The sequence below is a fragment of the Stutzerimonas marianensis genome (assembly GCF_022810315.1).
Classification (GTDB): Bacteria; Pseudomonadota; Gammaproteobacteria; order Pseudomonadales; family Pseudomonadaceae; genus Stutzerimonas; species Stutzerimonas marianensis.
Window position 1 is genome coordinate 255002 of sequence record NZ_JALGRD010000007.1, and the last position, 25219, is coordinate 280220.

General features: G+C 62.6%; 25 protein-coding genes and 4 tRNA genes. 6 read left to right on the forward strand and 23 right to left on the reverse strand.

The genetic code is table 11. From position 1 onward, the window contains the following. Positions 1–4: 4 nt before the first annotated feature. The 21 genes from MST27_RS14165 to MST27_RS14265 all read right to left on the reverse strand — a co-directional run bounded on the left by MST27_RS14165 (position 5) and on the right by MST27_RS14265 (position 18894). Positions 5–1075, reverse strand: a complete 1071-nt coding sequence (locus MST27_RS14165; protein WP_243606587.1) for an acyltransferase family protein — start codon at positions 1073–1075, stop codon at positions 5–7. Between the two features lie 32 nt (positions 1076–1107). Continuing rightward, positions 1108–2106: a glycosyltransferase gene (locus tag MST27_RS14170; RefSeq protein ID WP_243606588.1), complete on the reverse strand. Its 999-nt coding sequence runs from the start codon at positions 2104–2106 to the stop codon at positions 1108–1110. A 105-nt stretch (positions 2107–2211) separates the two neighbouring features. Then, positions 2212–2442: a hypothetical protein gene (locus MST27_RS14175; RefSeq protein WP_243606589.1), complete on the reverse strand. Its 231-nt coding sequence runs from the start codon at positions 2440–2442 to the stop codon at positions 2212–2214. A gap of 23 nt (positions 2443–2465) precedes the next feature. Next, complete coding sequence (locus MST27_RS14180) at positions 2466–2804, reverse strand: hypothetical protein (RefSeq protein ID WP_243606590.1); 339 nt, start codon at positions 2802–2804, stop codon at positions 2466–2468. Positions 2805–2837: 33 nt separating this feature from the next. Further along, the gene (locus MST27_RS14185; RefSeq protein WP_243606591.1) at positions 2838–4055 is read right to left on the reverse strand and encodes a glycosyltransferase family 4 protein; all 1218 of its coding nucleotides are present in this window, start codon (positions 4053–4055) and stop codon (positions 2838–2840) included. 84 nt (positions 4056–4139) lie between these two features. Continuing rightward, positions 4140–5258: a glycosyltransferase family 4 protein gene (locus tag MST27_RS14190; RefSeq protein ID WP_243606592.1), complete on the reverse strand. Its 1119-nt coding sequence runs from the start codon at positions 5256–5258 to the stop codon at positions 4140–4142. Beyond that, positions 5255–6613 carry a hypothetical protein gene (locus MST27_RS14195; RefSeq protein ID WP_243606593.1) on the reverse strand — a complete coding sequence of 453 codons (1359 nt, stop codon included), beginning with the start codon at positions 6611–6613 and terminating at the stop codon, positions 5255–5257. The genes MST27_RS14190 and MST27_RS14195 overlap by 4 nt, the downstream gene beginning before the upstream one ends. Before the next feature lie 25 nt (positions 6614–6638). Then, positions 6639–7928 carry a hypothetical protein gene (locus MST27_RS14200; protein WP_243606594.1) on the reverse strand — a complete coding sequence of 430 codons (1290 nt, stop codon included), beginning with the start codon at positions 7926–7928 and terminating at the stop codon, positions 6639–6641. Beyond that, a complete protein-coding gene (locus MST27_RS14205) occupies positions 7873–9129 on the reverse strand; it encodes a glycosyltransferase family 4 protein (RefSeq protein WP_243606595.1) in 1257 nt (418 codons plus the stop codon). Before MST27_RS14205 ends, MST27_RS14200 begins: the two co-directional genes overlap by 56 nt. A 7-nt stretch (positions 9130–9136) precedes the next feature. After that, positions 9137–9643, reverse strand: coding sequence for a transcription/translation regulatory transformer protein RfaH (gene rfaH / locus MST27_RS14210; RefSeq protein WP_243606596.1), 507 nt, complete (start codon positions 9641–9643; stop codon positions 9137–9139). A 47-nt stretch (positions 9644–9690) separates the two neighbouring features. Beyond that, positions 9691–10434 carry a WbqC family protein gene (locus MST27_RS14215; RefSeq protein ID WP_243606597.1) on the reverse strand — a complete coding sequence of 248 codons (744 nt, stop codon included), beginning with the start codon at positions 10432–10434 and terminating at the stop codon, positions 9691–9693. Between the two features lie 19 nt (positions 10435–10453). Next, on the reverse strand, positions 10454–12664 hold the full coding sequence (locus MST27_RS14220; protein ID WP_243606598.1) for a polysaccharide biosynthesis tyrosine autokinase: 2211 nt from the start codon (positions 12662–12664) through the stop codon (positions 10454–10456). Between the two features lie 38 nt (positions 12665–12702). Further along, positions 12703–13629, reverse strand: a complete 927-nt coding sequence (locus tag MST27_RS14225; protein ID WP_243606599.1) for a glycosyltransferase family 2 protein — start codon at positions 13627–13629, stop codon at positions 12703–12705. Further along, positions 13630–15159, reverse strand: a complete 1530-nt coding sequence (locus MST27_RS14230) for a lipopolysaccharide biosynthesis protein (protein WP_243606600.1) — start codon at positions 15157–15159, stop codon at positions 13630–13632. It lies immediately after the preceding gene. Then, positions 15156–16352, reverse strand: coding sequence for a DegT/DnrJ/EryC1/StrS family aminotransferase (locus tag MST27_RS14235; protein ID WP_243606601.1), 1197 nt, complete (start codon positions 16350–16352; stop codon positions 15156–15158). The genes MST27_RS14230 and MST27_RS14235 overlap by 4 nt, the downstream gene beginning before the upstream one ends. Positions 16353–16385: 33 nt before the next feature. After that, positions 16386–17102 carry a hypothetical protein gene (locus MST27_RS14240; protein WP_243606653.1) on the reverse strand — a complete coding sequence of 239 codons (717 nt, stop codon included), beginning with the start codon at positions 17100–17102 and terminating at the stop codon, positions 16386–16388. Positions 17103–17880: 778 nt separating this feature from the next. Further along, positions 17881–17957, reverse strand: a tRNA-Met gene (locus tag MST27_RS14245). Between the two features lie 151 nt (positions 17958–18108). Further along, a tRNA-Met gene (locus tag MST27_RS14250) sits at positions 18109–18185 on the reverse strand. Positions 18186–18336: 151 nt separating this feature from the next. Then, positions 18337–18413: transfer RNA gene (locus MST27_RS14255), tRNA-Met, on the reverse strand. Positions 18414–18564: 151 nt separating this feature from the next. Then, positions 18565–18641: transfer RNA gene (locus MST27_RS14260), tRNA-Met, on the reverse strand. Positions 18642–18711: 70 nt separating this feature from the next. Beyond that, on the reverse strand, positions 18712–18894 hold the full coding sequence (locus MST27_RS14265) for a hypothetical protein (RefSeq protein ID WP_243606602.1): 183 nt from the start codon (positions 18892–18894) through the stop codon (positions 18712–18714). Positions 18895–19081: 187 nt separating this feature from the next. On the opposite strand from MST27_RS14265, the gene MST27_RS14270 reads away from it, so the two are divergent. The 3 genes from MST27_RS14270 to MST27_RS14280 all read left to right on the forward strand — a co-directional run bounded on the left by MST27_RS14270 (position 19082) and on the right by MST27_RS14280 (position 20748). Next, complete coding sequence (locus MST27_RS14270; RefSeq protein WP_243606603.1) at positions 19082–19387, forward strand: hypothetical protein; 306 nt, start codon at positions 19082–19084, stop codon at positions 19385–19387. A gap of 23 nt (positions 19388–19410) precedes the next feature. Beyond that, positions 19411–19701, forward strand: a complete 291-nt coding sequence (locus tag MST27_RS14275; protein WP_243606604.1) for a hypothetical protein — start codon at positions 19411–19413, stop codon at positions 19699–19701. A 75-nt stretch (positions 19702–19776) separates the two neighbouring features. Beyond that, positions 19777–20748 carry a tRNA dihydrouridine synthase gene (locus MST27_RS14280; protein WP_243606605.1) on the forward strand — a complete coding sequence of 324 codons (972 nt, stop codon included), beginning with the start codon at positions 19777–19779 and terminating at the stop codon, positions 20746–20748. On the opposite strand, the gene MST27_RS14285 is transcribed toward MST27_RS14280, so the two are convergent. Continuing rightward, entirely contained in the window at positions 20745–21491 is a 747-nt protein-coding gene (locus MST27_RS14285; protein WP_243606606.1) for an SDR family oxidoreductase, read from the reverse strand. The genes MST27_RS14280 and MST27_RS14285 overlap by 4 nt on opposite strands. Positions 21492–21607: 116 nt before the next feature. Here MST27_RS14285 and MST27_RS14290 point away from each other — a divergent pair, with 116 nt between their 5' ends. Next, entirely contained in the window at positions 21608–22054 is a 447-nt protein-coding gene (locus tag MST27_RS14290; RefSeq protein WP_243606607.1) for an Hsp20 family protein, read from the forward strand. 40 nt (positions 22055–22094) lie between these two features. Here the strand turns inward: MST27_RS14290 and MST27_RS14295 are convergent, their stop codons facing one another. Further along, positions 22095–22979 (reverse strand): LysR family transcriptional regulator, encoded by an 885-nt coding sequence (locus MST27_RS14295; protein ID WP_243606608.1) that lies wholly within the window; start codon positions 22977–22979, stop codon positions 22095–22097. A gap of 147 nt (positions 22980–23126) precedes the next feature. Between MST27_RS14295 and leuC the strand changes: the two genes are divergently transcribed. Together leuC and leuD are read left to right on the forward strand one after the other, a co-directional pair. After that, complete coding sequence (gene leuC / locus MST27_RS14300; RefSeq protein ID WP_243606609.1) at positions 23127–24566, forward strand: 3-isopropylmalate dehydratase large subunit; 1440 nt, start codon at positions 23127–23129, stop codon at positions 24564–24566. Then, the gene (gene leuD, locus MST27_RS14305) at positions 24563–25210 is read left to right on the forward strand and encodes a 3-isopropylmalate dehydratase small subunit (RefSeq protein ID WP_243606610.1); all 648 of its coding nucleotides are present in this window, start codon (positions 24563–24565) and stop codon (positions 25208–25210) included. Before leuC ends, leuD begins: the two co-directional genes overlap by 4 nt. Positions 25211–25219: the final 9 nt, after the last annotated feature.

The following is a 25219-nucleotide window of genomic DNA, read 5'->3' on the forward strand; positions in this document are numbered from 1 at the left end:
GCGCTCAGGGCAAGGTGCCCACGCCGCCGGTGGAGGACTCGACCCGCCGCCCTTGCAGCCAGCGCTTGAGCCGCAGCGCCGGTGATTCCAGCAAGTGCCATGACAGCGCGGCCAAGGCAATGGCAAGCGTCAGACTCAACAGCATGAAGATCCCAATCGGCACGGTTGCCCCCAGCCAGTACACCAGCAACTGCTGCAGCGGAAAGCTGTAGATGTAGATCCCATAGGAAAAGTCGCCGTACTTGCCGAAGCGCGACAGGCGCCCGAGCCTGGCATGCGCCAGGTAGATCGTCAGGTACGGAAGCGTCAGTACATGAACGAACGGCCACCGTTCCGTGCCGGCCGTCAGCCCCGTAAGCGCCAGCAGTGCCAGTGCGATCCCGCCGTTCCACGGGATGTGCCTGCGGTACAGATACAGGGCGGCGCCAGAAAAGAAGAACATGCCCAGCCGCGTCGTCTTGCGCAGAATGTCGCTGTCCATGCCCAGGGCAGGGGCGACTTGGAAATGCACCAGCATGAGCGCTAACACGAGGCCGACGACCGCGACACGGCCGAACAGGTTGAGCAGCCCCAGCGCCATCAGCGAGACGTACATCAAGGTTTCGTACGGCAGTGTCCACACCGATCCATTGACCGTATGCGGAAAGGGGTTGGCCGTGAACACACCGGGCAGATGGAATTCGGTCACGAGCGCCATGTTCGCCAGGTAGCGCAGTGTCTGCCCGTGAAAAAGATATTCGCGCAAAGGCAGCCCGGTGCTGAGCGGGCCCACGATCAACACCGTCAGCAAGACCGAAGCGATGAGCGCCGGAAAGATGCGCAACGCCCGTTTGACGGCGAAATCCAGCGCGTTTCGGCTGTTATGCCAGGACGCGGCGATCAGGAAGCCACTCATGACGAAGAACAGGTTGACCGCGATGTCGGCCGTATCCAGCGAGCCGGTGAGCAGGCGCACCGGTTCGACCTCGCCTGAGCCAAGCAGCCAGTAGCAATGACCAAGAACCACGGCCGAGGCCGCGACGAAGCGCAGGAAATCGAAATTGTTCTCTTCGCGCCGTAATGAGGCGATCTGCATTGGAGTCCCTCCGGTCGATGAGGGTTGTGTTATCAGCGCAACGGGAAGGTATCGCTCATGCCCAGGCGGCCCTGTTCGCCTTCGCGAATGGCTTGTTCGATCAGTGCCAGGCGTCGGTGGCAGTCACTTCTATGCGCCACCAGGCGCAGCAGCCACAGAAACACGGCCCGGTTCACACGATGCATCAGTGGTGAGCTGGCCCAGATGGTCTTGTCGAACCAGGCCTGGTTGCGCGCTGCGTAATAGGCGCGAAAGTCCGAATCACCGAGCAGGAAGGTTTCGTAGATGTTGCGAGTCCGGGCCTTGATGTTCCAGGACTGCTCCAGCTCGTCGATCACCGCCTCCGTGAACAGCCACAGCTCGCCACCATCGGCGGTGATACGGCGCGTGTACTCGGTGTCGTCCACATAGAGCACCAGCTCCCGCCGGGGCAGGCCGATGCGTTCGTACAGGCTGCGATGGGCGAGCATGCCGCCATACGGGGCGAAGGGTAGGCTGATGCTGCTCGGTGGCGCGGAACGACGCTGCGTTCCCGGCAGCCGGCGCCAGAGCTTGTACGGCAGGTGCGCCACGTGAAAACCGAAACAGCTGGAACGGGGTTGGCGGATGAAGGGGGCCGGCACACCCTGGGCGATGTCAGCCTGCTGGCTCTGGCGATAGCCAAGCACCGCAACCTGGCTCAGGCCTCGTCGTCGGCCCAGTTTGTCCAGCTCGCGGTGAAGGATGGATACGGCTGCGGCGGTGGGCGCATTGTCGTCGTCCATCATCCAGATATTCTCGGCGCCGTCATCCAGAGCGGCTTGCAGCGCCACGGCGTAACCGTTTGCAGAGCCGGTGTTTTCCGTCAGCTCGATGATCCGGACGCGACCGGGCCAGCGTTCGCCCAACGGCTGCAACGAGGCGGTCGCAGCATTGCTTACGATCAGCACGTCACGCACCTCGGCAAATGCCAGGGCGCGCTCGACCAGTTCTTGCAGGTAACCCAGGCGGTCGCCATAGGTCACGGTCACCACTGTCGTTCGAGCAGTCATCGGATGCCTCGCATGAAGTGGCGCGCATCGCCACGTCTGGACGTGCGACAACCAGGCGTGGCGGTACGGCGAAGTGGAGAACAGCGGGAGGGTGAAACGGGAAGCTCAGGCGTCGTCGGCCAGGCTGAACGGGCCGAGCGGGCTCGGCGCGGCTGTGGCTGGCTGAAGGCTGACGCAATCGCCCTCGCCATCGGGACTGAACAATGCATGGAAGATGCGGATCGTCAGCCCGCTGTGACCGGGCATGTCCGGCGTATCAGGCGCCGGAAAGATTTCCGTGTACGAATAGCCGTCGGCCAGAACCAGCGGCTGCTGCCTGCTTTGTGAGTAATCCATGGTCGCCTCCATTGGACGCGGGATCAGAACGAGTAACGGATGGGTTCGCCGGAGCGCAAGCTCTGCCTGCCCGACAGGGGCTGTGCCAGGCGAACCGGGGGTGTCGATGGCGGAGCGGATTGGCTGGACGACGAGCAGACCGGCGCGGCCTGGCGCGTGCCATGGTCGAAGGTGATGATGCGGGCGCCGGCACGACCAGTGCAGTCGTCCCGAAGGGGTGTCATCTCCTCGTACCCGTTGCGATAGGCCTCGCCGGGGGCGAGGTCAACGCGATGGCTGGCGACGGTGGTACCACTGATCAGCAGCGCGATGCTCAGGGCGCAGCTGGCGTGGATGCGTTGGGTTGAGATCGTTGCGTTCATCCTTGAAACCTCGCAGGTCAAATACGGTCCTAATCAGGCGTGCTTGAGCGGCGCTGCGGTTGGGTAGACCGGTGAACTGATGACCGGGGAAACCACAGGCAGATCGAGCGGCACGTCCTGTCCTTGGAGCATGGAAACTTCTCGAACCCGATTATCGATGAAGCTTTTGATCTCCTGCCTGAATCGTTCGGTTGAAAATCGTTCGGCGCTGGCCCTGCAATGGGCTGGCGAGATGTGATGCGCGCATGATTCGAACTCGCTGACCGCGGCGATCAGCGACTCGGGCGTCTGTTCCCCGTAGAAGACTCCGGTGGGCTCGGGGTGCTCAAGCCCGCGCACGGTTTCCAGCACGCCACCGCGGCCATAGGCGATGACCGGCGTGCCACAGGCCTGGGCTTCGATCGGCGCGATGCCGAAGTCTTCCTCGGCGGCGAAGACGAATGCGCGAGCGCGCTGCATGTGATGCAGCAGGACCGGGAAGCTCTGGTAGCCCATCAGCGTCACGTTGGGTGCGGCAAGTTCCTTCGCCTTTTCCATATCCGGCCCGGTGCCGATCACCACCAGTTTCTTGTCGGGCATGCGCGCGAAGGCGTCGACGATCATCGGGATGCGCTTGTACGGCACCATGCGCGAGGCGGTCAGGTAGAAGTCTTCTTTGGCGGTATGAAGCGTGAAATGCCGAGTGTCGACGGGCGGGTAGATCACTGTCGATTGGCGTCGGTAGCTCTTGTTGATGCGCCGTCCGATGAAGTGTGAGTTGGCGATGAACTCGTCGACCCCGCTGGCGGTGCGTTGGTCCCACAAGCGCATGTAGTGCAACAGCATGCGCGCGAGCTTCGCCTTCAGGCCGCGATCCAGACTGGCTTCATGCAGATATTGATGCTGCAGGTCCCAGGCATAGCGGATCGGGGAATGCACGTAACTGATATGCAGCTGGTTGGGGCCGGTGAGCACGCCCTTGGCCACGGCATGGCTGCTGGATATCACCAGGTCGTAGCGGGACATGTCGAGCTGTTCGATGGCCAGCGGCATCAGTGGCAGATATTTCTGGTAATGCGTCCGGGCCTTCGGGAGCTGCTGAATGAAGGTCGTGTTCGCGCGCTTTCCGCCCAGCTGCGCGCGGTCCTCGTCGGAAAGGAAGTCGATCACGGCGTACAAGTCGGCGTCTGGCCAGATGTCGAGCAGCCCGGCCAGTACCTTTTCGGCACCGGCGAAGGTCACCAGCCAGTCATGAACGATGGCGATTTTCATAGGTAGGCCTATCACTGTCAGGGTGGAAGGAGGGGGAAGTGGAGCAAAGGATGCCGATGTTGCGCGGCGGCGGTGCAGTACCCGCTACCGCTCTGGCGGGCTCAGGGGAAACGGCGGCGTCTTGTCCCCTTCGGCCTGGCCGACGGTGCTGAAGGCACGATCGATCAGGCGGGACACCTGGCCTGCCGAGGCGCGCCAGCTGAAGCGCGCCACGTTGAGCTTGCCTCGTCGACGCAGGTCGGCGCGCAGGGTTTCGTCGAGGAGTATCCGCTTCATGCAATCGGCGATGTCGGCGACGTCCAACGGATCGAAATACAGCGCGCTGTCACGCAGCACTTCGGGAATCGAGGCTGCCCGCGCGGCGATCACCGGGCAGCCGCACGCCTGGGCTTCGAGTGGTGGAATGCCGAAGCCTTCGTACAGGGAGGGGAACACGAAGGCCGCTGCGCCCTGGTAAGCCTCAACCAGTTCTTCGTCCGACAATCGTCCAAGGAAGCGAATGCGTTTGCTGCTTTGCGGTGTGTATACGCTGCCGGAAAAGACGCGGTTGGAATCACCGACGATCCGCAGCTCGACATCGTCCAGCCCGTCCAGGCGCAGAAATGCCGCCACCATCCGGGCAAAGTTCTTGTGTGCGCTGGGGGAAGAAACCGCCAGCAGGTAGGGCGTGGTGCCGCTTCGATACGCCTGGGCCGCGAACGGCTGAAATCGCGCATCCACCGCGTTTGGGACCACGCAGATGCGCTCCTTGGGATAACGGTAATGACTGGCGATTTCGCCACGGGAGAACTCGCTCACGGTGATCAGCGCCTTGATTCGTTTGAGCAGAAGGGGTGTGAGGTAGCGATAGCTCGTCCTGAACAGGGGTGAATAACTGTTCGGATGACGCACGTAATTGATGTCGTGATGGGTCGCGATCTGGTTGCCGTATGCCAAAGGCGCGGTGTTGCAGAGCGACACCAACGGCGGGCTGCCGTGACGCGCCAACCATAACGGCAGGTCGAGCTGCTCCCAGAGATGGCCGCGATGACGGCCGATGCGCTGCACCTTCAGGCTGGTGGCGCTGCGCTCCATGAGTACATCATCCGGCGCGACGAACACCAGGTCGTTGCGCAGCTCCTTGAGTTCGAGGCACAGCTGCTCGGCAAACCGTTGTACCCCCCTGGTTTGCTGGGTCACGAAACGCGCATTGATCACGATCATCGAGAGTCCCTCCTGGAAGTGAGATGAGGTTCGTGGGCGGCAAGGGCGCCCGGGCTTGGCGCGCCCAGGCGCACGATTCGGGGAAACGCACCGAGCTCGATCTGGGCTGTGCAGATATCGGCCGACTCCAGGCAGGACCAGCCTTCGCCGCTACGGAATCGGCCGAGCTCCGGTTTGGCCGTATCGAGCTGTTCGAGCGGACCGGGTGGCGGGCTAGCCGAGTCGATCCGTACCGTTCGCGCCTTGCCAGTGCTCCAGGCGACCAGAAGCTCTTCTTCGGCATTGGCGAAACGCAACATGACCACGTTGGTGCTAGAGCCGTCGGCGTAACCGACGAAGGCATAATCCCGGACGATCGGGCTGATCGCGGCGAGTACCTCGTAGGCGGGTTTCTTCTCGAGGTTCTGACGGAGCAGGCCGAAGTTGTGTTCGCGCTCGCGCGGATCGGTGCCGTCGTTCCGGAAGTCGTACCACCAGTAGCCGCGGATGTTCGGCAGGGTACGGCTGAGAAAGAGGCTGCGTGCGAGGTAGGCCGCCTGCAGGTCTTCATCGATACCGCAGGCACCTCGATGGGCCGGCCAGGCCATTTCGGTCAGGTAGAGAGGCACGGGCTCACCGGCCGCTGCGGAAAGTTGCAGGTCGACGTCCGCCAGCCACTCGATCCAGGCTTCCGGCGTGTTGTCGCCCTCACCGCGGCAATGGACGTAGGGGTGCAGCGAGAGCCCATCGACCGACTGCATCACGCCCGATTCGACCAGACGCAAGGCGAAGCCGGATTCGATGCCGGCCGTCGTCACCGCGCCGGCCAGGACCTTTGCGGCCGGGTCATGCTGACGAATGATTCCAGCCGCATCGGCGACCAGCCTGAGGTAGTCCTGCGCGAGTTGTACGTCGTCGGGGGCTTCCTGGTCCCATTCGTTCCACACTTCGTAGTGCCGGACCCGCCCGTGGAACTGCTCGGCCACGAATCCCACGTAGCGGTTGAAGGCGGCGCGCAGCGGCTCGCTGCGCGGCTTCTGACCGTCGCCGTGGTGCTGGTTGCCGTAGCCGAGTATGAACAGCGTCGACAGGCCCTGGGCTTCGTTGCGTGCCAGGTAGTCGTTCCAGTGTGGCTCGACCACGAGCCGATCGCGTGTGCGCTCGAGAAAGGCCCAGTGAGCGTCGGTCCTGACCGAGCCGATTCCGGCGGCCGCCAGCAGCGAGGGCGCCTGCGCGCTGCGGTCGCGCAGGTGCAGATCGTGCGAGCACACACCGAGAATGAAGGAATCCTCGGCCGCACGTGTCGGTGAATGCAGCAGGAGACCGGAGAGCACCAGCGTTGAAGCCAGGCGTGCGAAAGGAAGGCGCTTGCCCATCGGTTTCGTCCTTGTAGTGATATGTCTAGTGCCGCATCAGCGGCGTCATGGAGGCCTGTGGCCGCGCGACCGGTTGCGGCTGTGATGCCAGCACATGGGCGATCGCCATGCCGATGAACAGACTGGAGACGGCGACCTCCAGCACATCGGTGGCCCAGCCGATCAGGCAGCTGCAAAAGACCATGCCCAGCAGGGCGTCGCGGATCCTCGGCCCGCGCCGATGCAGGCACAGCAACAGCGGAAACAGCAGCAGGTAGAACAGCACGCCGACCACACCCAGCATTCCCCAGAGGTACAACGCCGTGTTGTCGGCGATGGCGAGCAGCTCCAGCCAGCTCAGCGGAAAGGCGGCGGCGCTGCTGCCGACCGCGCCGAAGCCGGCACCCGACCATCCCCAGCCTTCATGCAGGACCACCTCGATGAAGTTCGGCCAGCTGTGGATCAGCCGATCGTTGAACGAGGCGAAGAGGCTTTCGCTGTAGGCCTCGCTCTGCGGGATGTTCAACAGCAGGCTGGCGACCGGTAATGCCAGGCCGCCGAGCACCGCGATCAGGAATGCCGTGGCGGTGGGCACCCGGTAGGCGGCCAGGAACAGCATCATCAGCGTCAGCAGGTAGGCCACCGCGGTGGACTTGTTGGTGCTGAGCACGATCGCCCCGAAGGCCACCGGATAGAGCATGAGTCGGAGCAGCCTGGACTTGATGAAGGCCGCAAGGTACAGGCTGTACAGCGCGATCATGACGGCCAGGATGGTGGACATCCGGGCGAAGCCGGCGAGGCGGTCGACGGTGCCGAAGCCCCACGAGCGATTCGCCGTCAGTTCGACTTCTCCGAGCATGTAGCTGTAGCCCTTCCAGGGCACACGGATGTACATGTCGAGCGCGATCCCGACCAGCGATGCCAGCAGGCAGAAGCCGATCACCCCGGCCAGCAGTCGTACGCGCCGTTCCAGGTAGTGGCCACAAAGCAGACCGAACAGCAGCGGCGTGTAGATGAAAAGGCTGAAACCGACATTGCGTGGCGAGGCGCCGTGCAGCAGGGCCAGAGTGCTTGCCAGGGCCATGGTGAGCAGCGCCAGCCACACGCCCGGTCGGAGGCGGGCATGCACCGCTTCCCAGGCGGCCGCGGCCAGGCAGGCCAGCTTGGGCAGATAGAGCAAGGGTGACAAACCGGCCATGTCCAGGTAGTAGCGAAGTGCGCCGGCGAAGGTTTCACCGATCAGCAGCGACGCGGCGATCAGGGTCAGCAGCGTCGGTTTATCAATCGCCAGCGGGCTCGATACGCGCCGCCGAGTAGCCTGCGTATGGGTGATCATCCTGAACCCTCCGGCCTGCCAGGGCGGCCTGCAGAATCGATTGGTACTGGTCGAGCATCTGTTGCATATCGAGAAACGGGGCGACGCTGTCACGTGCCTGACGTGCCAGCCGCTCGCGCAGGTTGCGGTCGAGCGCCAGGCGCAGCATGGCCCGGCCTAGCGAATCCGGGTCGTCTGGTGAGCAGAGCAGACCGTTGAGATTGTCCTGGATGATTTCCGGGAGGCCGCCCATGTCAGTAGCGATCACCGGCACGTGCTGCGAGCAGGCTTCGATGGCCACCAGTCCGAAGGGCTCCGCCCAGAGCGAAGGCACCACCAGTACGTCGATTTCGTGCAGGAACGCCTTTGGCGCCTGGTAACCGGCAAAGCGTACCCGCGCCGGATCGGCGAGCGCCTTGAGGGCCGACTCGTCCTCCTGCTTGCCGCGCCCGGCAATGCTCAGCGTGGCGTCGATGGACAGCGCCTGGAATTGCTCGATGAGCCAGTGCACGCCCTTGTTCTCGGACAGCGTGCCGATGTAGCCGAAACGCAGCGGCCCGCGCGGGGCTGGAACGGGCGACGGTGCGACTGGCGCCAGGTCCGTGCAGTTGTGCACCACATGCTGCGCGGCCCCGGCGAAATAGCCCTGGCGGGTCAGGCGCTCCAGGACGAAGCGGCTGACGCCAACCACCGCGGCGACCTGGCCCGAGGCGGTCGCATGGCGACGGCGCAGCGCTGCGCAGGCGAAACATGGCGCCTGGCAACTGCGGCCCTTCTTGAACATGGTGTCCTTCGGGCAGAGCAGATAGAGATCGTGCAGGACCTGAACGATCGGCAGCCCGGCCGCGGTGATCTCGTCCCAAGCGGCGACGGACCACCCGGTGAGGTTGTTGCACAGCACCACATCCGGCCTGTGCCGAGCGATCACCGCCCGCAGCGGCTCGCGCATTGCCGGGTTGTAGCGGTCACGCCAATGCCAGCCCAGGCGCAGCAAGCGGCTTGGTCGGCGCTCGTTGTAATGCCAGTAGAGATTGTGCAAACCGGTGCGATAGACCATCGGCCCGTCGCCGTCCTCGAGGTGCAGGCCCGCCTCCGGCCCAGTCGCCAATACCACGACCTGGTGGTCGCGGGCGTGCAGGCCCTCGGCCAGTTGCCGCACGACGATTTCCGCGCCGCCACCGATGTGCGGCGGGTACAGGCTGTGAAGCAGCAGGATCTTCATGATGCCTTCATCCTTCCCGGCAGGCGCTGCAGCAATTGAGGTAATGCTTCGGCACTCGGACCCGTTGTTGCCGCTGGAGCAGGTTCAGCAGGATCACCGCGCGATGCTGACCGTCGTTGCTCAGGAAAATGGCTTCGATCTCCTCGAACCCCTCGCCGCGAATCTGCACGCGCTCACCTGGCTGGAAGGATTGGCTCGCCGATTTTTCCTGCTGGGCGAGGCGCTGGCGCAACTGTTCGATGAGCCCGTCCTGAACGGGCGTCGGTTCGCCCCCGAAAGCCACCACGCGGGCCACGCCACGGGTCGAGCGAATCGGGTACCAGTTGTCCTGGTGCCGGTCGAGGTGAATGAACAGGTAGCCGGGAAACAGCGGCTCCCGCGTCGTGCCGTCGGTCGACTTCTGCGGCAGGTAGCATTCGAAGTGCTGGCGCCGGAGGTGTTCTTCGGCGCGAAGCTCTTGGCGTGGTTTGGTCTGGATGAGATACCACTGGGTATCGTTGCTCGGCGCTTTCATGGTGCTGTCTTTCCTTGAACACATGTGCGGTCCTTGGTTTTTTGCCGCTAGGCCTGTTGCAGGGTGAGCGCCTGCGGGCGCCCCTCGATGAGTGAATGGCGGCCGAGCAGTGCATGCGTTGCGTCGCGGCCGTTGAACATCAGCACGTCAATGATTGAAAGCGCCGGTACGAATGGCTTACCGAATTGCGGGTAGGTCAGGTCGTCCATGCGCAGAAAGCGAAGCTGCAGGCCATGCACGTCGAAGTACGACGGGCAGTACAGATCCAGTCCGCCGATGGGGTTGAGGTAGCGCTCGGCACCCAGGCGTTGGGTGATGCGCACCACGCGCTCCTGCTTGTCCATGCGTTCAGGCAGGCCTATCTCGGACCCCAGCGAAATCGGCGTTTCGATCTGCAGGTGGGCGCAAAGCCGACGGATCGAGTGCTCGATGAAGCGGGCCAGATTGCGCTCCGGGTTCAGCAGGATCTCGGTGATCAGCGGCAAGGTTTCGGCCTGGTATGGCGCGCGCCCATAGGCGAGCGTCAACGTGCGCAGAATCTTGTTCGCCTCCTGCTCGAAGCCATCACAGAGCCAGCGCTGGTTGATTCGCTCGGATTGAGCGCCCTTGCGAAGGGGAAAGGTGATCAACGCGGCTTGCCCGCTTACCAATATCCGGTTGCGGTTGATCCACGAGGCCTTGACGTACTGCAGGTCGTCACCCAGGACGAAATGGTCGCTGGCGGCGATCAGCTGGAAATACCCGAGATAGGGGAACAGGTAGGGTTGCATCATCGCGGCGGTTCTGAACACGGCGTTTCCCTCGCTGGCTTCAGGCCTTCTGTGTGTAGCTGTAGTAACCGTAGGCACCCGTCTCGTAGGCGCCGCTTGAGGCTTTACGCTTCACGCCGTTGAGGATTGCCCCCTTGGCAAGCACGCCGTTCTGCGCCAGGCGCCGCTTGGCGGCCTCTACCTGGCCTGGCGTGCTCTGGCCGAAGCGGGCGACGAGCAGGGTGGTGCCGGCCAGTTGCGCGACCAGCACCGCGTCGGTCACGGCGAGTACCGGCGGGGTGTCGACGATCACGATGTCGTAGTTGCGCTCGGCCTCTTTCAATAGCTGGGCGAAGTTGTCGTGCATGAGCAGCTCGGACGGGTTGGGTGCCGAGGCGCCGCGCGCGATCAGGTGCAGGTTGGGTTGGTCGGTGCGGTTGACCACCGCGGCAAGCTTCAGCCCCCCGGCCAGCGCATCGGAGAGCCCGGCGCGCGGGGCGATGCCGAACAGGCTCGCCAGGTAGCCGCGGCGCAGGTCCGCGTCGATCAACAGGACGCGCTGGCCGGCCTTGGCGACGACCGCCGCCAGGTTGCTGGAAACGAATGACTTGCCCGCACCCGGCGTTGGGCTGGTGATGACCAGCACCGGGTTGCGTGATTCGAGCATGGCGAACTTGAGGCTGGTACGCAGGCTGCGCAGCGACTCGATGGCCAGGTCAGCCGGGTCTGTCACCCCCAGCAGCTTGCTGGCGCCATCGCGCAGCCTCCTCAGGCGATGCAGCGGCTCCTGCTTGTTCGAGTACGGCAGCGCGGCATAGACCGGGATGCCCAGGTGTTCGATCGCGTCCGGGCTTTCGATACCGCGGTAGAACACCTGGCGGATAAGAATCACCAGCGCCGAGGCCAGCAACCCGGCTGCGATGGCTACCAGCAGCACCAGCGGTTTGACGGGCTTGGCCGGCCGTTCGACTACGGAATAGGCGGTGTCGATGATTCGCACGTTGCCGATGGTGCCAGCCCGCAAAACGTCCTGTTCCTGCGCCTTGTCCAGCAGCAGGGTATAGGTACGGGTGGTGACTTCCATGTCACGCTTCAGACGCAGCAAGTCCTGCTGGGTCTTGGGCAGGGTATCGATCCTGCCCATCAAAGCGGCTTTCTGCGCCTGCAGCTGGCTGATCTTCTTCACCAGCGTCTGATAGGTCGGGTGCTCTGGCGTGTAGAGCTGGTTGTATTCGGTGCGCTTGAGGTTGTGTTCGGATATCTGCGCTTCGAGGGCGACGATCTGATCGAGCACACCCTTGGTCTCGATACTGATATCCACCGACTGGGCACTGGTCTGGTAGTCGTTGAGCGCTGCTTCGGCCTTCTCCAGCGCCTTGCGTACTACGGGCACCTGCGAACGCAGAAACTCCAGGCGTTGTGCGGCCTCGGCGGAGCTGCGCTCGATATTCTGGCGCACATACAGGCGGCTGATCTGATCGAGGATGCGATTGGCCTTTTCCGGGTCCGGGTCTTCCAGGTTCAGGTAGATGATGCCCGAGTTCTTGCCCGCCTCGCCGATCTTGAGTCGCTTCTGGTACTCGAGCGCGGTCGTCTGCGGCCGGCTGCGCACCACGGCGAACTTGGTCCCCGGACGTGCCGTGAGCGCGGCGACCTGTACCTTGAATCCGTTGTGCTCGACCGCGGCCTTGACCTTACCCTCTAGCAGCAGGCTGTCATCCTCGTCGTACAGGCTGTATGCCCCGTCGTCCCCGGCGCGCAGGACGAGCTTCTCGCCCAGGTAGGCTGGCGGCACGTCCAGCTGGAAGATATCCAGCGCCTCGCCGCCCCAGGCATAGCTGTCCAGACCGAACAACGGGGCCGCCAGCTCGCCGTCCTTCAGCGGGTCGTGCTGGCGCGCCAGGTAGCCTCCAATGAACGGCAGGTACTTGGGTCTGGCGTCGATGTAGAGCTTGAGCTCGGTGACCGCGCGTCCGAGCACCGCGCGCGATTTGATCAACTCGATTTCGGTCACCGCCTGAGACACCGAATCGGGCTTGGCCACGATCTCCGGCACGCCGGTGATGGCGGTTTTCTTCGGCTCGATCTGGATCATGGCACTGGCCAGGTACACCGGAGTCGCGACGAAGGCGTAGGCACCTCCGAGCAGCGCGAACAGCCCGGTGATGCAGAGGATCAGCGCCTTGTTGTCGAAGGCCGCACGGAGAATGCGGGCCAGGTCGATGCGATTGTCCGCGTCGTATTCCAGGGGTGAGCGGGGCATGGCGGTCATTGCGGGTCCATCCTTTGTAGTACTCGATCGATCGTCGATCACGCGGTCGGGCTCAGCCGGCGCAAGAGATTGAGGCTGGTGTTCTGCAGGGCCTTGCCTAGCGCCACGAGCTTGGCCGGTGGTGAGATCAGCGCCAGTGCGTGGCAGAACACCTGAATCAGGAAATAGTCGTGAAGCGCCTGGTCACCGATCCGCTGGTAGTAGCGGGCCAGGTTGTAATAGGCGTGCAGCGACATGCGGATCCGCTGCTTGCTGCTGCGCATCGAAAAGATGCCGCCTTCGTGGATGCGGTACGCGGCGGGCCGGATCTGTGCCAGGAACTTGCCCTTGCCGTGCGCGCCCAGCAGTGACCACCAACAGATGTCGAGCACCTCGACGCCATGCAGCTCGGGCGGCAGCTCCTTGATCAGGTTGCGAAAACAGACCGTCAGTGTGGACAGCGGCCGGCCCCGCATCAGCTCTAGGGCGCTGGCATCACGACGATAGCGGCCCTGCAGGTGCGGGCTGCGCAGTACACCCTGGCCGTTGAACATGAAGGCGTCGTGATAGGTGATGACGTAGTCCGGGTGCCGCTCGAGGAAGTCCACCTGAATCTGCAGCTTGTACGGGTCGGTCCAATAATCGTCCCCCTCGCAATAGGCGATGTACCGCCCGTGTGCCTGGGCAAACAGCCGTGTGCTGAAGGGCACGCCCAGGCTGTACTGGTTCTGCTGCTGGTAGATGGGCCGGATCACGTGCGGGTAACGCGCTGCGTACTCGCGGATGATCGCCGCGGTGTTGTCGGTCGAGGCGTCGTCATGGACGATCACCTCGAAGGGGAAGTCCGTTTCCTGCCGGATAAAGCCATCCAGCGTCTCCCTTATGAACTCGGCGTGGTTGTAGGCCAGGCAGATGACGCTCACCAGCGGTTCGCGTCGCGCATCCCAGCGGGCCATGAGGGCTTCTTCGCTTTTCAATGTGTCCATTTAAAGGCTCGACTTTGTCATCAGGAGATACAGGCGCAGCACGACCGGCCTGGACGTGAAGGTGACAAGTGCCAGGCAGGCCATTCCGTTCAAGGCCAGCGCCAGCAGCGCATCGATGCGGTCGTCCCCGGCGAGGGTCTCGACGAAGGGCGCACCGAGCAGCAACCCCAATCCGGTCATCGCGGTGATGCGCAGCAGGTCCTGCACCCATGGCCTGTGAAGGTCAGGTGCGAAGCGGCGGTGAACGATCGAAGGCCAGACCAGGAATGTCAGCATGCGCAATCCGAACCAGGCGATCGCCGCGCCCCACGCGCCATGCAACAGGGCTGCGTAAACCACCACCGGGATACTCAAACCGGCGGATACCAGGCTGAACCAGACATGCAGGCGCAGTTGGCCGAAGGCGTACTGCAGGTAGAACGGGAAGCTGGTCAGGGCCATCACCGCGCTGCCCAGTACGTACCAGGGCAGAACTTCTCGGCTCCACTGTGCAGCCTGCGCATCACCGGTCCAGGCGAAGATCAGTGGCTCGGCGTGAAAGGCCACTACGCCGGCGAGTGGGAACAGCAAGCTGCAGACGAACCGGGTCGCGTTGAGGTAGAGCCGCTCCATGTCGAGGATGCGGCCTTCGGCGACCAGCATGGTCAGGCGCGGCAACAGGGTTTGCACCAGCGGATTGGTCAGCGTCAGAAGGCCCGTCGAGATCAGCGCGACGAGGGCGAAATAGCCGTACTGCTCGAGCAGCAGCACCTTCGACAGCAGCACCTTGTCCAGCTGCGTCAGGATGATCCAGAGCACCGAGGTCAGCGACATGCTGGCCGCGAAGGGGAGCACAGGGCGCACCACCTTCCAGTCGAACCCCGTGAACCACGCCGGATTGGGCAACTGGGCGTAGGCCTTCGCCGCGAACAGCAGCGTTTCGATCAGCGCCACCGTCGCCTGGAACAGGAAGAAATCCACCGGATCCTGGCTGACATGGGCAACCAGGACCCACCCGCCGAAATAGCGCAGCGTGGCGATGAGGATGTTCGCGCCGTTCAGCCAGGCATGCAGTTCCAGGCCCTGCAGGCCGCTTTTGTAGAGGGTCGCGTAGAGCTTGAGGCCGATCATCAGGCCCATCAGGTCGATGCAGCGCACCAGCGTCGAATGGCTGAGTGCCTGCGCCTGAAGCCAGTGTCGGGCGATCCATTCGCTCGCCAGGACGATCACAAGCACAGCGGCCGCAGCGACGGGCATGAAAAGAATTTCGAACGAGCGCAACAGTGCACCGGCGCGTGGGTCCCGCCGGGATTGACTCGCACACCCACGAAAAAACGCCAGCTGCCGAACCAGCGACGGCGAGAGGCCGGCGTCGAGCAGTTGCAGCCAAGCCTGCAAGACGGCAAAGAAGCCGATCAAACCATAGGCCTCGGCACCGAGATGACCCAGGTAGAACGGCAGGATCAACAGGCCGACCAGCAGCGCATAGGCCTGCCCGGCATAGCTCAGGCCGGTGTTGCGCAGCATCGACAGCTTTTGCGAGTCGGTCATGGTGTCACGCCCGGCCAGGTCTTCGAGCGCGCAAGTAGCTCCAGTTTCTCGCGTTGCCTTCCCGCAGCGAGCGCGACGCCGGGCCAGTGCGCAGGCGTTGGCTGGGGCTCGCGTCGAATGACCTGTGCCAACAGCGTATCGATCACCAGTTCCTGCACGTGCAGGGGTAGGCCGGGATAGATCGGCAGGCACAGCACGCGGCGGCTCAGGCTGCGCGATTCCCCCTGCGCTGGCTGCGGTTGCAGGTAATCCAGGGTGTCCAGTGAGGGGTAGAAATAGCGCCGCGGATTGATGCCCTGCCGATTGAGCGCACTTCGACAGCTCAGCAGCTGCGCCTCGCTGGCCAAGGCAATCGGGAAGTAGCTGTGGTTGCGCTCCGATTCCGGCTGCTGCCGTTGAAGGTCGAAATGCCCGCCCAGTCGTCGTTCGTAGCGGTCGGCGATCTCGGCGCGCTGTTCCAGGATCAACGGCATGTCGTCGAGGATGCACAACCCCATGGCCGCGGCGAATTCGTTGAGCTTGGCATTGATGCCGACGCCGTCGATGAGGTCGGTATCGACGATGCCGAAGTTGCAGAGCAGTCGAATCCGATCGGCCAACGCGTCATCGTTGGTCACGATGGCGCCGCCCTCGATGGTGTGGAACAGCTTGGTGGCATGGAAGCTCAGGGTGCTGATGTCCCCACGGCTGAAGAGCGAGGCTCCGCGATGGCGCACCCCGAATGCATGCGCGCCGTCGTAGACGACCTTCAAGCCGTGACGCTCCGCGACGCGGTCGATCGCATCCACATCACAGGCATTACCGAATACGTGGGTGGCCACGATCGCGCGCGTGTCATCGGTAATGCTGGCTTCGATGGCGTTTGGGTCGAGATTCCAGGTCGCGCGGTCTATATCGGCGAACAGCGGCCGAACCCCTTCCCAGTACAAGGAGCTGGTGGTCGCGACGAAGCTGAAGGGGGTCGTGACGGCGCTGCCACCATGCAAGCCCAGGGCGCGGTAGGCGATCTGCAGCGCCAGGGTGCCGTTACTGGTCAGGACGATGTTTCGCACGCCCAGATAATCTCGCAGCCGTTCCTCCAGTTCCCGCACGAGCGGGCCCTGGTTGGTCAACCAGCCGGACTCGTAGATGCTGTCGACGTAGCCGAGAAACTTAGACCTGTTGCCCAGGTAGGCCTTGGTGACGTTGATCATCTTGATCTCCCTATGGCTATCACACTGGAGCGGTCAGGCAGCCCGCTGCGCGCTGGCAGCCGTGGCGCGCCGAGCGCGGCGCTGGTTCAGTTTGAGGATCAGACGGGTTGCGAGGCTTCCGGCATGGGGGTCGCCGTAATGGAAGATGGCGGTAGCCCGGCGGGCGGCGGGGTCGCAGGGCTCGTTGGCGTGCAGGCTGCGATAACCCCAGAACAGATAAAGATTGCCCGGGACCAGCTGGAGCTTTTTCGGCCTGAGCCAGCCTCGGCGAATGGCAGCTGTGATCCACGAACGGGTCAGACGGTTTTGCAGCAGCGTCTTTTCCAGCACGTTGAACAAGACGCTCGAGCGCACGCCTCGAACATTCGGAAATACGATCAAGTCACCTCGATGCGTGCCTTGTTGCGGTATTTCGATGGGCAGGAGGACAGTCACAAGGCTCGCGTCGTAATGAAAGCAATTGGATTCACGGCGTCCCGAACCACCCTGTACGCACCGCAGCACCTGATAAATTTTGTCGCTGTAGGCGGTACGACCGGTGCCCTGCCGATAGAGCCCAGAAAGCAGCTCGCGAAAGACAGGCGATGCGCCTAGCACGCCCAAAAGGGAGCGATTTATTACCTCGCCGCCATGATGTGCAAAGTATTCTCCGCCGCGGTTCGTGGCCTCGGTTTGGACAACTTCCCGCAGGGAAGAAAGTTGTTCAGACGTTAGGAAGTTGGCGATACATGAATAACCGGAGTTATTCATTTCGCGCGCAATCAGTGCATGGCTTTCAATGTCGGGATAGCGGAATGAAGGGCTCACGAATGCGCTCCTGTTATTCATGACAAGGGTGTCGTCGAATACAAATGGTCACGCACGCTTAAGGTATTTATATCGTGACGCTTCAATGCGCCTTATTCGTTGTAACCGACTTAAAGCAAATAATGTTTTGCACGTCTTTATTACGGCGGGTAAAGCTACCGCCATCTTGCCTCGTCGAGGCAAAGTCTGGATTGGATGCGCCTGTGACCTCTCTGTAGCCCTTGCAAATGCTGGCCTGTGGCGATTCAGGCAAAGCTACCGCACTCGCTGGGTATTCGAGGATCTTGCAACGTGTCGGAATCAGGACGGCACAGCCAGGACGCTGTAGAGACTGCCTTTCCCTGCAACTAACCTCCGCAGCGGCACCTCTGCCTAGGCAGGGCGGGCGACGGTGAAACATCCTGTCTCGTAATTTCGTGTGACACAGTTATCAATCAGAACATGACGGTCGTCAATATCCGTTGGTAATTTTTTTTGGGGTTTTGGGGTGGTGCTGGCTTAAGTGTTTGATTTGTCGGGCTGGCGCCTAAAAGCCTGCGAATTATTAAACGCGGCGTCGAGCTAGGCGCGAAAAAACGCAATCGGCTTTTGGAACTAAGTCGTTCGATTTAGTGGTCGCTAATCGGACTGCATTGAGTCGCGCGATTGGCCTGTGCGAGAGGCGAGGCGAGGGTGATTTCGAGGCAAAAAAAAAGCCACTCCTGAGAGTGGCTTTCCTATGTGGTTGCGGGAGCCGGATTTGAACCGACGACCTTCGGGTTATGAGCCCGACGAGCTACCAGACTGCTCCATCCCGCGTCTGTGGGCCGGCATTCTACAGGCTGACTGCTGACTGTCAACCGATAAAAGAAAAATAGGCTTTTTGATTCAGGGGTTTAGCGGAACCCACTGGTACTCGTCAGCCGCTGGAACGAAAAAAGGCCACTCATCGAGTGGCCCTTTTCTGATTTGGTTGCGGGAGCCGGATTTGAACCGACGACCTTCGGGTTATGAGCCCGACGAGCTACCAGACTGCTCCATCCCGCGTCTGTGGGCCGGCATTCTACAGGCTGACTGCTGACTGTCAACCGATAAAAGAAAAATAGGCTTTTTGATTCAGGGGTTTAGCGGAACCCACTGGTACTCGTCAGCCGCTGGAACGAAAAAAGGCCACTCATCGAGTGGCCCTTTTCTGATTTGGTTGCGGGAGCCGGATTTGAACCGACGACCTTCGGGTTATGAGCCCGACGAGCTACCAGACTGCTCCATCCCGCGTCTGTGGGCCGGCATTCTACAGGCTGACTGCTGACTGTCAACCGATAAAAGAAAAATAGGCTTTTTGATTCAGGGGTTTAGCGGAACCCACTGGTACTCGTCAGCCGCTGGAACGAAAAAAGGCCACTCATCGAGTGGCCCTTTTCTGATTTGGTTGCGGGAGCCGGATTTGAACCGACGACCTTCGGGTTATGAGCCCGACGAGCTACCAGACTGCTCCATCCCGCGTCTGTGGGCCGGCATTCTACAGCTTTACGCTGATCTGTCACCCCTGAACAAGAAAAAAGCCGAACTCTTTTCAGGCGCTTAGCGAAACCTTGACTTCATGCCGCTCGCTCCGCGGGCTGGGCCGGCTCTCGGCCTGCGGCGGGAGCCCTTGGTAATGATGGCGAATGACGCGCAGCAAGCCCCATAACATGGCGACGGCGGCACTGCCCCATCCGAGAATGACTAAAGCGATTACCAGAGCGGGATTGATCATCTTGAATTCCTTTCTGCCGGTGCCGGCTGATCATCGAACGCCGAGCCGCATTCGTGCGGCCCGATCAGTGGACCCCTTCTTGGCGCCGAGGGTTCCCCCTGCCACTGGTCGCTGGCCGTGCCGATTGGCGCACTGTTCGCGTAGCGGGGTGCCTAACGCTTGAAACAGGTGGTTTGAAGGAGGCGAGATGCGCACCTACGCAACGAGATCAATGGTTAGCCTGATCGGCACGCTGACGATCGCAGGATGGGCCGTAGCCACACCGCTCGAAAGCGTTGACCCGCTCCTGGCGCAGCAGGGGCCGGCACCCGCGGATCGCTCGCTGGGCAATGGCTCGATGGGCACGGGCGAAGGAATAGAACGGCTGCCGGATGACGAGGCCGAGGGCGACGGCGACGGCGGACAGTCCCGCTACGAGCAGCCTGAACATGGCGATACCGACACCGACATGGAGCATCGTCCGCGCCGGACCCTTGGCGACGAGGACGAGTGACCCACTTGACGGAGGTAAAACCGATGAAACGAATCAGTGCAATGGCAGCGAGCGCCTTGCTGCTGTCGGGCCTGGCGATGGCTGATGCCGACGGTGATCTCTCCAATCCGTCGACCACGGGTACCGGAGCGATGGAAGAGCCGGCTTCGAGTATTGGCGTCGAGAAGCGTGACGCCACCGATAGCCGCGAAGAAGCGCCTCGCGATGACTCGGCTCTCGGCACCATGGGTACCGGTGCGACCGGTACCACTGGCGGTACGGGGGCTACGACCGGCACCGACTCTATCCAGGATTCCGACGAAGCGGAGCAGTAGCCGCGCAAGTGTGCCGTGTGCAAGCGCTCGGTCGGCCCGTACAATGCGGCCCTTTTTCGGGCTGAGCCGTTACTGATGCAGATCGCTTTGGCGCCCATGGAAGGGCTGGTCGATGAAATTCTTCGAGACATCCTGACGAGCGTGGGCGGCGTCGACTGGTGCGTCACCGAGTTCATTCGCGTGTCGGATCGGCTATTGCCCGCCTCGAGCTTTCACAAGCTCGCGCCCGAACTTCGACACGGCGCTACCACTCGTGCGGGTACCGCGCTGCGGGTGCAGCTGCTGGGCTCGGATCCCGTCTTGCTGGCGGAAAACGCCGCGCTTGCCTGCAGTCTCGGCGCGCCGGCCATCGACCTCAACTTCGGCTGTCCGGCCAAGACGGTCAACAAGTCACGCGGCGGCGCGGTGCTGCTCAAGGAGCCGGAGCTGCTGCACGCGATTCTGCAGGCGGTGCGCCGTTCGGTGCCCTCATCCATTCCAGTCACGGCGAAAATGCGCCTGGGGTTCGACAGCCCTGACGGCGCGCTCGACTGCGCCCGTGCGCTGGTCGAGGGAGGCGCCGAGCAATTGGTCGTGCACGCCCGAACCAAGGTCGAGGGCTACAAACCGCCCGCGCACTGGGAATGGGTGGCAAGGGTGCAGGAGGTCGTGTCCGTTCCGGTGTACGCGAACGGGGATATCTGGTCGGTCGAGGATTGGCAGCGTTGCCGTGAGGTCAGCGCGGCCGAGAACATCATGCTCGGCCGCGGCCTGGTCTCTCGGCCGGACCTGGCGCTGCAGATCGCCGCGGCGAGGCGAGGGGAGACGCTGGAGCCGATGAGCTGGGCGGACCTGCAACCGTTGCTGGCTGACTTCTGGCTGCAGGCGCGCCGCAAACTGTCTCCGCGTTATGCACCCGGGCGGCTCAAGCAGTGGCTTTCCATGCTTACGCGCAGCTACCCGGAAGCGGTGGAGCTGTTCGCCCGCTTGCGTCGCGAGAATGATTGCGAGCGCCTCGATGCGTTGCTGGGTGTCGACAGCCCGGCTTTCATCGACGCGGCAAGTTAGCGTCCGCCGCTGACGTCCAGCAGTGCGCCAGTGGTGTAGCTGGCGCGATCGCTGGCGAGCCAGAGGATGGCCGCGGCAACTTCCTCGGCGAGCCCGCCACGCCCCATGGGCACGCTGCCTTTCACCCGCTCGACCCGACCAGGTTCGCCACCGCTGGCATGAATCTCGGTCTCGATGATTCCGGGCCTGACGGCATTGACCCTGATGCCCTCGGCGGCCACTTCCTTGGCCAGACCCAGCGTCATGCTGTCGATCGCGCCCTTGGCGGCGGCATAGTCGATGTACTCGTTCGGTGCTCCCAGCTTTGCCGCAATCGACGAGACATTGACGATCGCGCCGCCCTGTCCGCCATGCCGAGTGGACATGCGCTTCACGGCCTGCGCCGCGCAGTTGAAACTGCCCACGACATTGACGCCAAAGACGCGCGCCAGACGTGCGGCGTCCATCTGCTCGAGACGCATCTGCCGTTCGAGCATGCCGGCATTGTTTACCAGCACATCGAGGCGGCCGAATTGGTCGTCCAGGGTCGCGAACAGTCGCGCCACCTGTTGTTCGTCAGCCACGTCTGCCGGGACTGCGATCACCTCGGTGCCAGCCGCGCGCAGCTCCTTGACCAAGGCGTCCATGGCGTCCTGCCGCTGACGATAATTCAGGCACAACGCATAGCCTTCCGCCGCCGCAAACCGGGCAGTTGCGGCCCCGATGCCCCGGCTGGCGCCGGTGATCAACATGACTCTGGACATGAAAATGACTCCCGACGAACGGTCTTGAAATAGGTTGAGTGGAGCTTATCTAGGGGATCACGGAATGCCGAATTCGGGTTCCGCAACCACACTCGCTGATTTCAGGAGATAGCACCATGAGCAACTTTTCAATGGCTCCCTTGTTCCGCCAATCCATTGGCTTCGATCGTTTCAACGACCTGTTCGAGTCGGCCCTGCGCAACGACGCCAACAGTTCGTTCCCGCCCTATAACGTGGAAAAGCACGGCGATGACGAGTACCGCATCATCGTAGCAGCCGCTGGCTTTCAGGAATCCGATCTGGACCTGCAGGTCGAGCGTGGCGTGTTGACCATCACCGGCGGCAAGCGGGAAAACGGTGGCGAGAACGTCACCTATCTGCATCAGGGCATCGCCCAGCGCGCGTTCAAGCTGTCGTTCCGCCTGGCCGACCACATCGAGGTCAAGGGCGCAGCGCTCAATAACGGCCTGTTGAGCATCGAGCTCGAGCGTGTCGTACCGGAAGAGGCCAAGCCCAAGCGTATCCCGATCAACGGTGAACGCCTGGCGCTGGAAGAGGCCTGACCTGCCAAGAGGGCGTCGCAAGACGCCCTTTTTTTCATTTTCACCCCTCGGCTGGAATGGCGGCTTCCTCGAGCAAACCCATGAACGCTTTGGCCGCATTCGACAGGGTGCGCTCGCTGTGACTGATGTAGCCCAGTTGCCGCGCGAGCTGTACGCCGGGCACCGGTAGCCTGACGACTTGCTCATCCAGCATGGTGCGAGGTAGGACGCTCCAGGCGATGCCGATGGACACCATCATCTTGATCGTCTCTAGGTAATTGGTGCTCATCACCACGTTCGGCTTCAGCCCCTTCTGTTCGAACAAGCGATGAGCGATGTGGTGCGTAAAGGTGTTCTCGCCAGGGAATACCGCCGGAAAGGTAGCGATGTCCTCCAGGCTGATTACCGTTCTTTGCGCCAGCGGATGTTCCGGCGCCACGACGAAATCGAGCGGGTCGTCCCAGATGCGATACGCCAGCACAGGCGGTGCCGTCTGCGGGGCTAGCGTAATAACGGCCAGCTCTGCGCGCCCGTGCAGCACTTCTTCGTAAGCGATTTCCGAATCCAGAAATCGAATGTCCAGGTTCACCTTCGAATGAGACCGGGTGAAACGGCGAAGCAAGGGCGGGAGGCGATGCAGGCCGATGTGATGGCTGGTCGCCAGCGAGAGCTGGCCGCTGACGTCCCCGTTGAGATTGGTCAGCGCACGACGGGTATCGTCCAGCACGTTGAGAATCTGGTAAGCGCGGGGCAGCAGGGCACGGCCGGCCTCGGTCAGGCTGATTTCGCGACCGAGCCGGTCGAACAGACGAACAGCGAGTTGCGACTCGAGCGAGGCGAGTCGTTTGCTGACCGCCGGTTGCGTCAGATGAAGCCGTTCTCCGGCCAGTGAAAAGCTGCCGGTTTCAGCGATGGCAATGAACGCGCTGAGGTTGGCCAGATCCATGCGAAGTCTCCCCTTACCGTCGATGCGACTATTCCAGCATGGAATGCTTTGGATGAAAAATATGAATTTGAGTAATTCGAACGCAGGCCATAGGATCACCCCATAAGCAGCAGGGCTAATGCCCAAAGAACTGATGAGGAAAATCCAATGGCCGGCAAGACGCTGTACGACAAGCTCTGGGAGATGCACGAGGTGAAGCGCCGCGACGACGGTTCTTCACTGATCTATATCGATCGGCACATCCTTCACGAAGTGACCTCGCCGCAAGCGTTCGAAGGGCTGCGTCTGGCGGGTCGCAAACCCTGGCGTATCGACGCCAACATCGCTACGCCGGATCACAACGTGCCGACTACCGCCAGCGAGCGCAAGGGCGGCATCGAGCAGATCGCCGACGAAGTGTCGCGCCTGCAGGTGCAAACGCTGGACGAAAACTGCGATGACTTCGGCATCCTCGAGTTCAAGATGAACGACGTGCGCCAGGGCATCGTTCATGTGATTGGCCCGGAGCAGGGCGCCACCCTGCCGGGCATGACCGTGGTATGCGGCGACTCCCACACCTCTACCCATGGCGCGTTCGGCGCGCTGGCGCATGGCATCGGCACCTCCGAGGTCGAGCACGTGCTCGCTACCCAGTGCCTGGTCGCCAAGAAGATGAAGAACATGCAGGTGCGCGTCGAAGGCCAGCTGCCCGCGGGCGTCACCGCGAAAGACATCGTCCTGGCGGTGATCGGCAAGATCGGCACCGCCGGTGGCAACGGGCATGCGCTCGAGTTCGCAGGCAGCGCGATCCGCGACCTTTCCATGGAAGGCCGGATGACGCTCTGCAACATGGCCATCGAAGCCGGCGCGCGTGTTGGCATGGTGGCGGTCGATGAGAAGACCATCGCCTACGTCGAGGGCCGGCCGTTCGCCCCGAAGGGCGCCGACTGGGAGCGGGCAGTGGCGTTGTGGAAGGGGCTGGTATCCGATGCCGACGCGGTATTCGATACCGTCATCGAGCTCGACGCCACCCAAATCAAACCGCAGGTGAGCTGGGGCACGTCGCCGGAAATGGTGCTGCCCGTCGACCAGCGCGTGCCGGACCCTGCCGCCGAAGCCGACCCGGTCAAGCGTGGTTCGATCGAGCGCGCGCTCAAGTACATGGGCCTGACCGCGAACCAGCCGATCACCGAGATTCGTTTGGACCGCGTCTTCATCGGCTCCTGCACCAATTCGCGGATCGAGGACCTACGTGCCGCGGCTGAAGTCGCCAAGGGTCGCAAGGTCGCTGCGACCATCAAGCAGGCGATGGTGGTCCCTGGCTCTGGACTGGTGAAGCAGCAGGCCGAAGCCGAAGGATTGGACCGCATCTTCATCGAGGCTGGTTTCGAATGGCGCGAGCCTGGCTGCTCGATGTGCCTGGCAATGAACCCGGACAAGCTCGGCAGCGGCGAACACTGCGCCTCGACTTCCAACCGTAACTTCGAAGGGCGCCAGGGCGCGGGTGGCCGTACCCACCTGGTGAGCCCGGCCATGGCGGCCGCCGCGGCGGTCACCGGTCACTTCGTCGATGTTCGCGAATTGCTCAATGCGGGAGCTCAGCAATGAAAGCCTTTACCCAGCACACGGGCTTGGTCTGTCCGCTCGACCGTGCCAATGTCGACACCGACCAGATCATCCCCAAGCAGTTTCTGAAATCCATCAAGCGGACCGGTTTCGGCCCGAATCTGTTCGATGAGTGGCGCTATCTGGATGTCGGCCAGCCGAACCAGGACAACTCCAAGCGCCCCGTGAACCAGGACTTCGTCCTGAACTTCCCACGCTACCAGGGCGCCAGCGTGCTCCTGGCGCGGGAAAATTTCGGTTGTGGCTCCTCGCGTGAGCATGCGCCCTGGGCCCTGGATGAATATGGCTTCCGCACGGTGATTGCGCCGAGCTTTGCCGATATTTTCTACAACAACAGCTTCAAGAACGGCCTGCTGCCAATCGTGTTGAAGGACGAGGAGGTCGACGAGCTGTTCCAGCAGTGCGAGGCCACCGAGGGCTACCAGTTGACTGTCAACCTGGCAGCGCAGACGGTGACCCGTCCGGACGGCAAGCAGTACACCTTCGACATAGACGCCTTCCGTAAGCACTGTCTGTTGAATGGCCTGGACGATATCGGCCTGACCCTGCAGGACGCCGAGGCGATCGAAGCCTTCGAAACCGGTCATCGGCAGCGCCAGCCCTGGCTCTTCGGTGCCATTCGCTGAAGGTGGTGG

Bases quoted from the DNA above. Each gene is read 5' to 3' on its own strand.
- MST27_RS14175 (WP_243606589.1), bottom strand. From the start codon at position 2,442: ATGGATTACTCACAAAGCAGGCAGCAGCCGCTGGTTCTGGCCGACGGC.
- MST27_RS14220 (WP_243606598.1), bottom strand. From the start codon at position 12,664: ATGACCGCCATGCCCCGCTCACCCCTGGAATACGACGCGGACAATCGC.
- MST27_RS14185 (WP_243606591.1), bottom strand. From the start codon at position 4,055: ATGAAAATCGCCATCGTTCATGACTGGCTGGTGACCTTCGCCGGTGCC.
- rfaH (WP_243606596.1), bottom strand. From the start codon at position 9,643: ATGAAAGCGCCGAGCAACGATACCCAGTGGTATCTCATCCAGACCAAA.
- MST27_RS14285 (WP_243606606.1), bottom strand. From the start codon at position 21,491: ATGTCCAGAGTCATGTTGATCACCGGCGCCAGCCGGGGCATCGGGGCC.
- MST27_RS14170 (WP_243606588.1), bottom strand. From the start codon at position 2,106: ATGACTGCTCGAACGACAGTGGTGACCGTGACCTATGGCGACCGCCTG.
- MST27_RS14235 (WP_243606601.1), bottom strand. From the start codon at position 16,352: ATGATCAACGTCACCAAGGCCTACCTGGGCAACAGGTCTAAGTTTCTC.
- leuD (WP_243606610.1), top strand. From the start codon at position 24,563: ATGAAAGCCTTTACCCAGCACACGGGCTTGGTCTGTCCGCTCGACCGT.
- MST27_RS14275 (WP_243606604.1), top strand. From the start codon at position 19,411: ATGAAACGAATCAGTGCAATGGCAGCGAGCGCCTTGCTGCTGTCGGGC.
- MST27_RS14265 (WP_243606602.1), bottom strand. From the start codon at position 18,894: ATGATCAATCCCGCTCTGGTAATCGCTTTAGTCATTCTCGGATGGGGC.
- MST27_RS14270 (WP_243606603.1), top strand. From the start codon at position 19,082: ATGCGCACCTACGCAACGAGATCAATGGTTAGCCTGATCGGCACGCTG.
- leuC (WP_243606609.1), top strand. From the start codon at position 23,127: ATGGCCGGCAAGACGCTGTACGACAAGCTCTGGGAGATGCACGAGGTG.
- MST27_RS14230 (WP_243606600.1), bottom strand. From the start codon at position 15,159: ATGACCGACTCGCAAAAGCTGTCGATGCTGCGCAACACCGGCCTGAGC.
- MST27_RS14240 (WP_243606653.1), bottom strand. From the start codon at position 17,102: ATGAATAACTCCGGTTATTCATGTATCGCCAACTTCCTAACGTCTGAA.
- MST27_RS14180 (WP_243606590.1), bottom strand. From the start codon at position 2,804: ATGAACGCAACGATCTCAACCCAACGCATCCACGCCAGCTGCGCCCTG.
- MST27_RS14205 (WP_243606595.1), bottom strand. From the start codon at position 9,129: ATGAAGATCCTGCTGCTTCACAGCCTGTACCCGCCGCACATCGGTGGC.
- MST27_RS14280 (WP_243606605.1), top strand. From the start codon at position 19,777: ATGCAGATCGCTTTGGCGCCCATGGAAGGGCTGGTCGATGAAATTCTT.
- MST27_RS14190 (WP_243606592.1), bottom strand. From the start codon at position 5,258: ATGATCGTGATCAATGCGCGTTTCGTGACCCAGCAAACCAGGGGGGTA.
- MST27_RS14295 (WP_243606608.1), bottom strand. From the start codon at position 22,979: ATGGATCTGGCCAACCTCAGCGCGTTCATTGCCATCGCTGAAACCGGC.
- MST27_RS14200 (WP_243606594.1), bottom strand. From the start codon at position 7,928: ATGATCACCCATACGCAGGCTACTCGGCGGCGCGTATCGAGCCCGCTG.
- MST27_RS14195 (WP_243606593.1), bottom strand. From the start codon at position 6,613: ATGGGCAAGCGCCTTCCTTTCGCACGCCTGGCTTCAACGCTGGTGCTC.
- MST27_RS14165 (WP_243606587.1), bottom strand. From the start codon at position 1,075: ATGCAGATCGCCTCATTACGGCGCGAAGAGAACAATTTCGATTTCCTG.
- MST27_RS14225 (WP_243606599.1), bottom strand. From the start codon at position 13,629: ATGGACACATTGAAAAGCGAAGAAGCCCTCATGGCCCGCTGGGATGCG.
- MST27_RS14290 (WP_243606607.1), top strand. From the start codon at position 21,608: ATGAGCAACTTTTCAATGGCTCCCTTGTTCCGCCAATCCATTGGCTTC.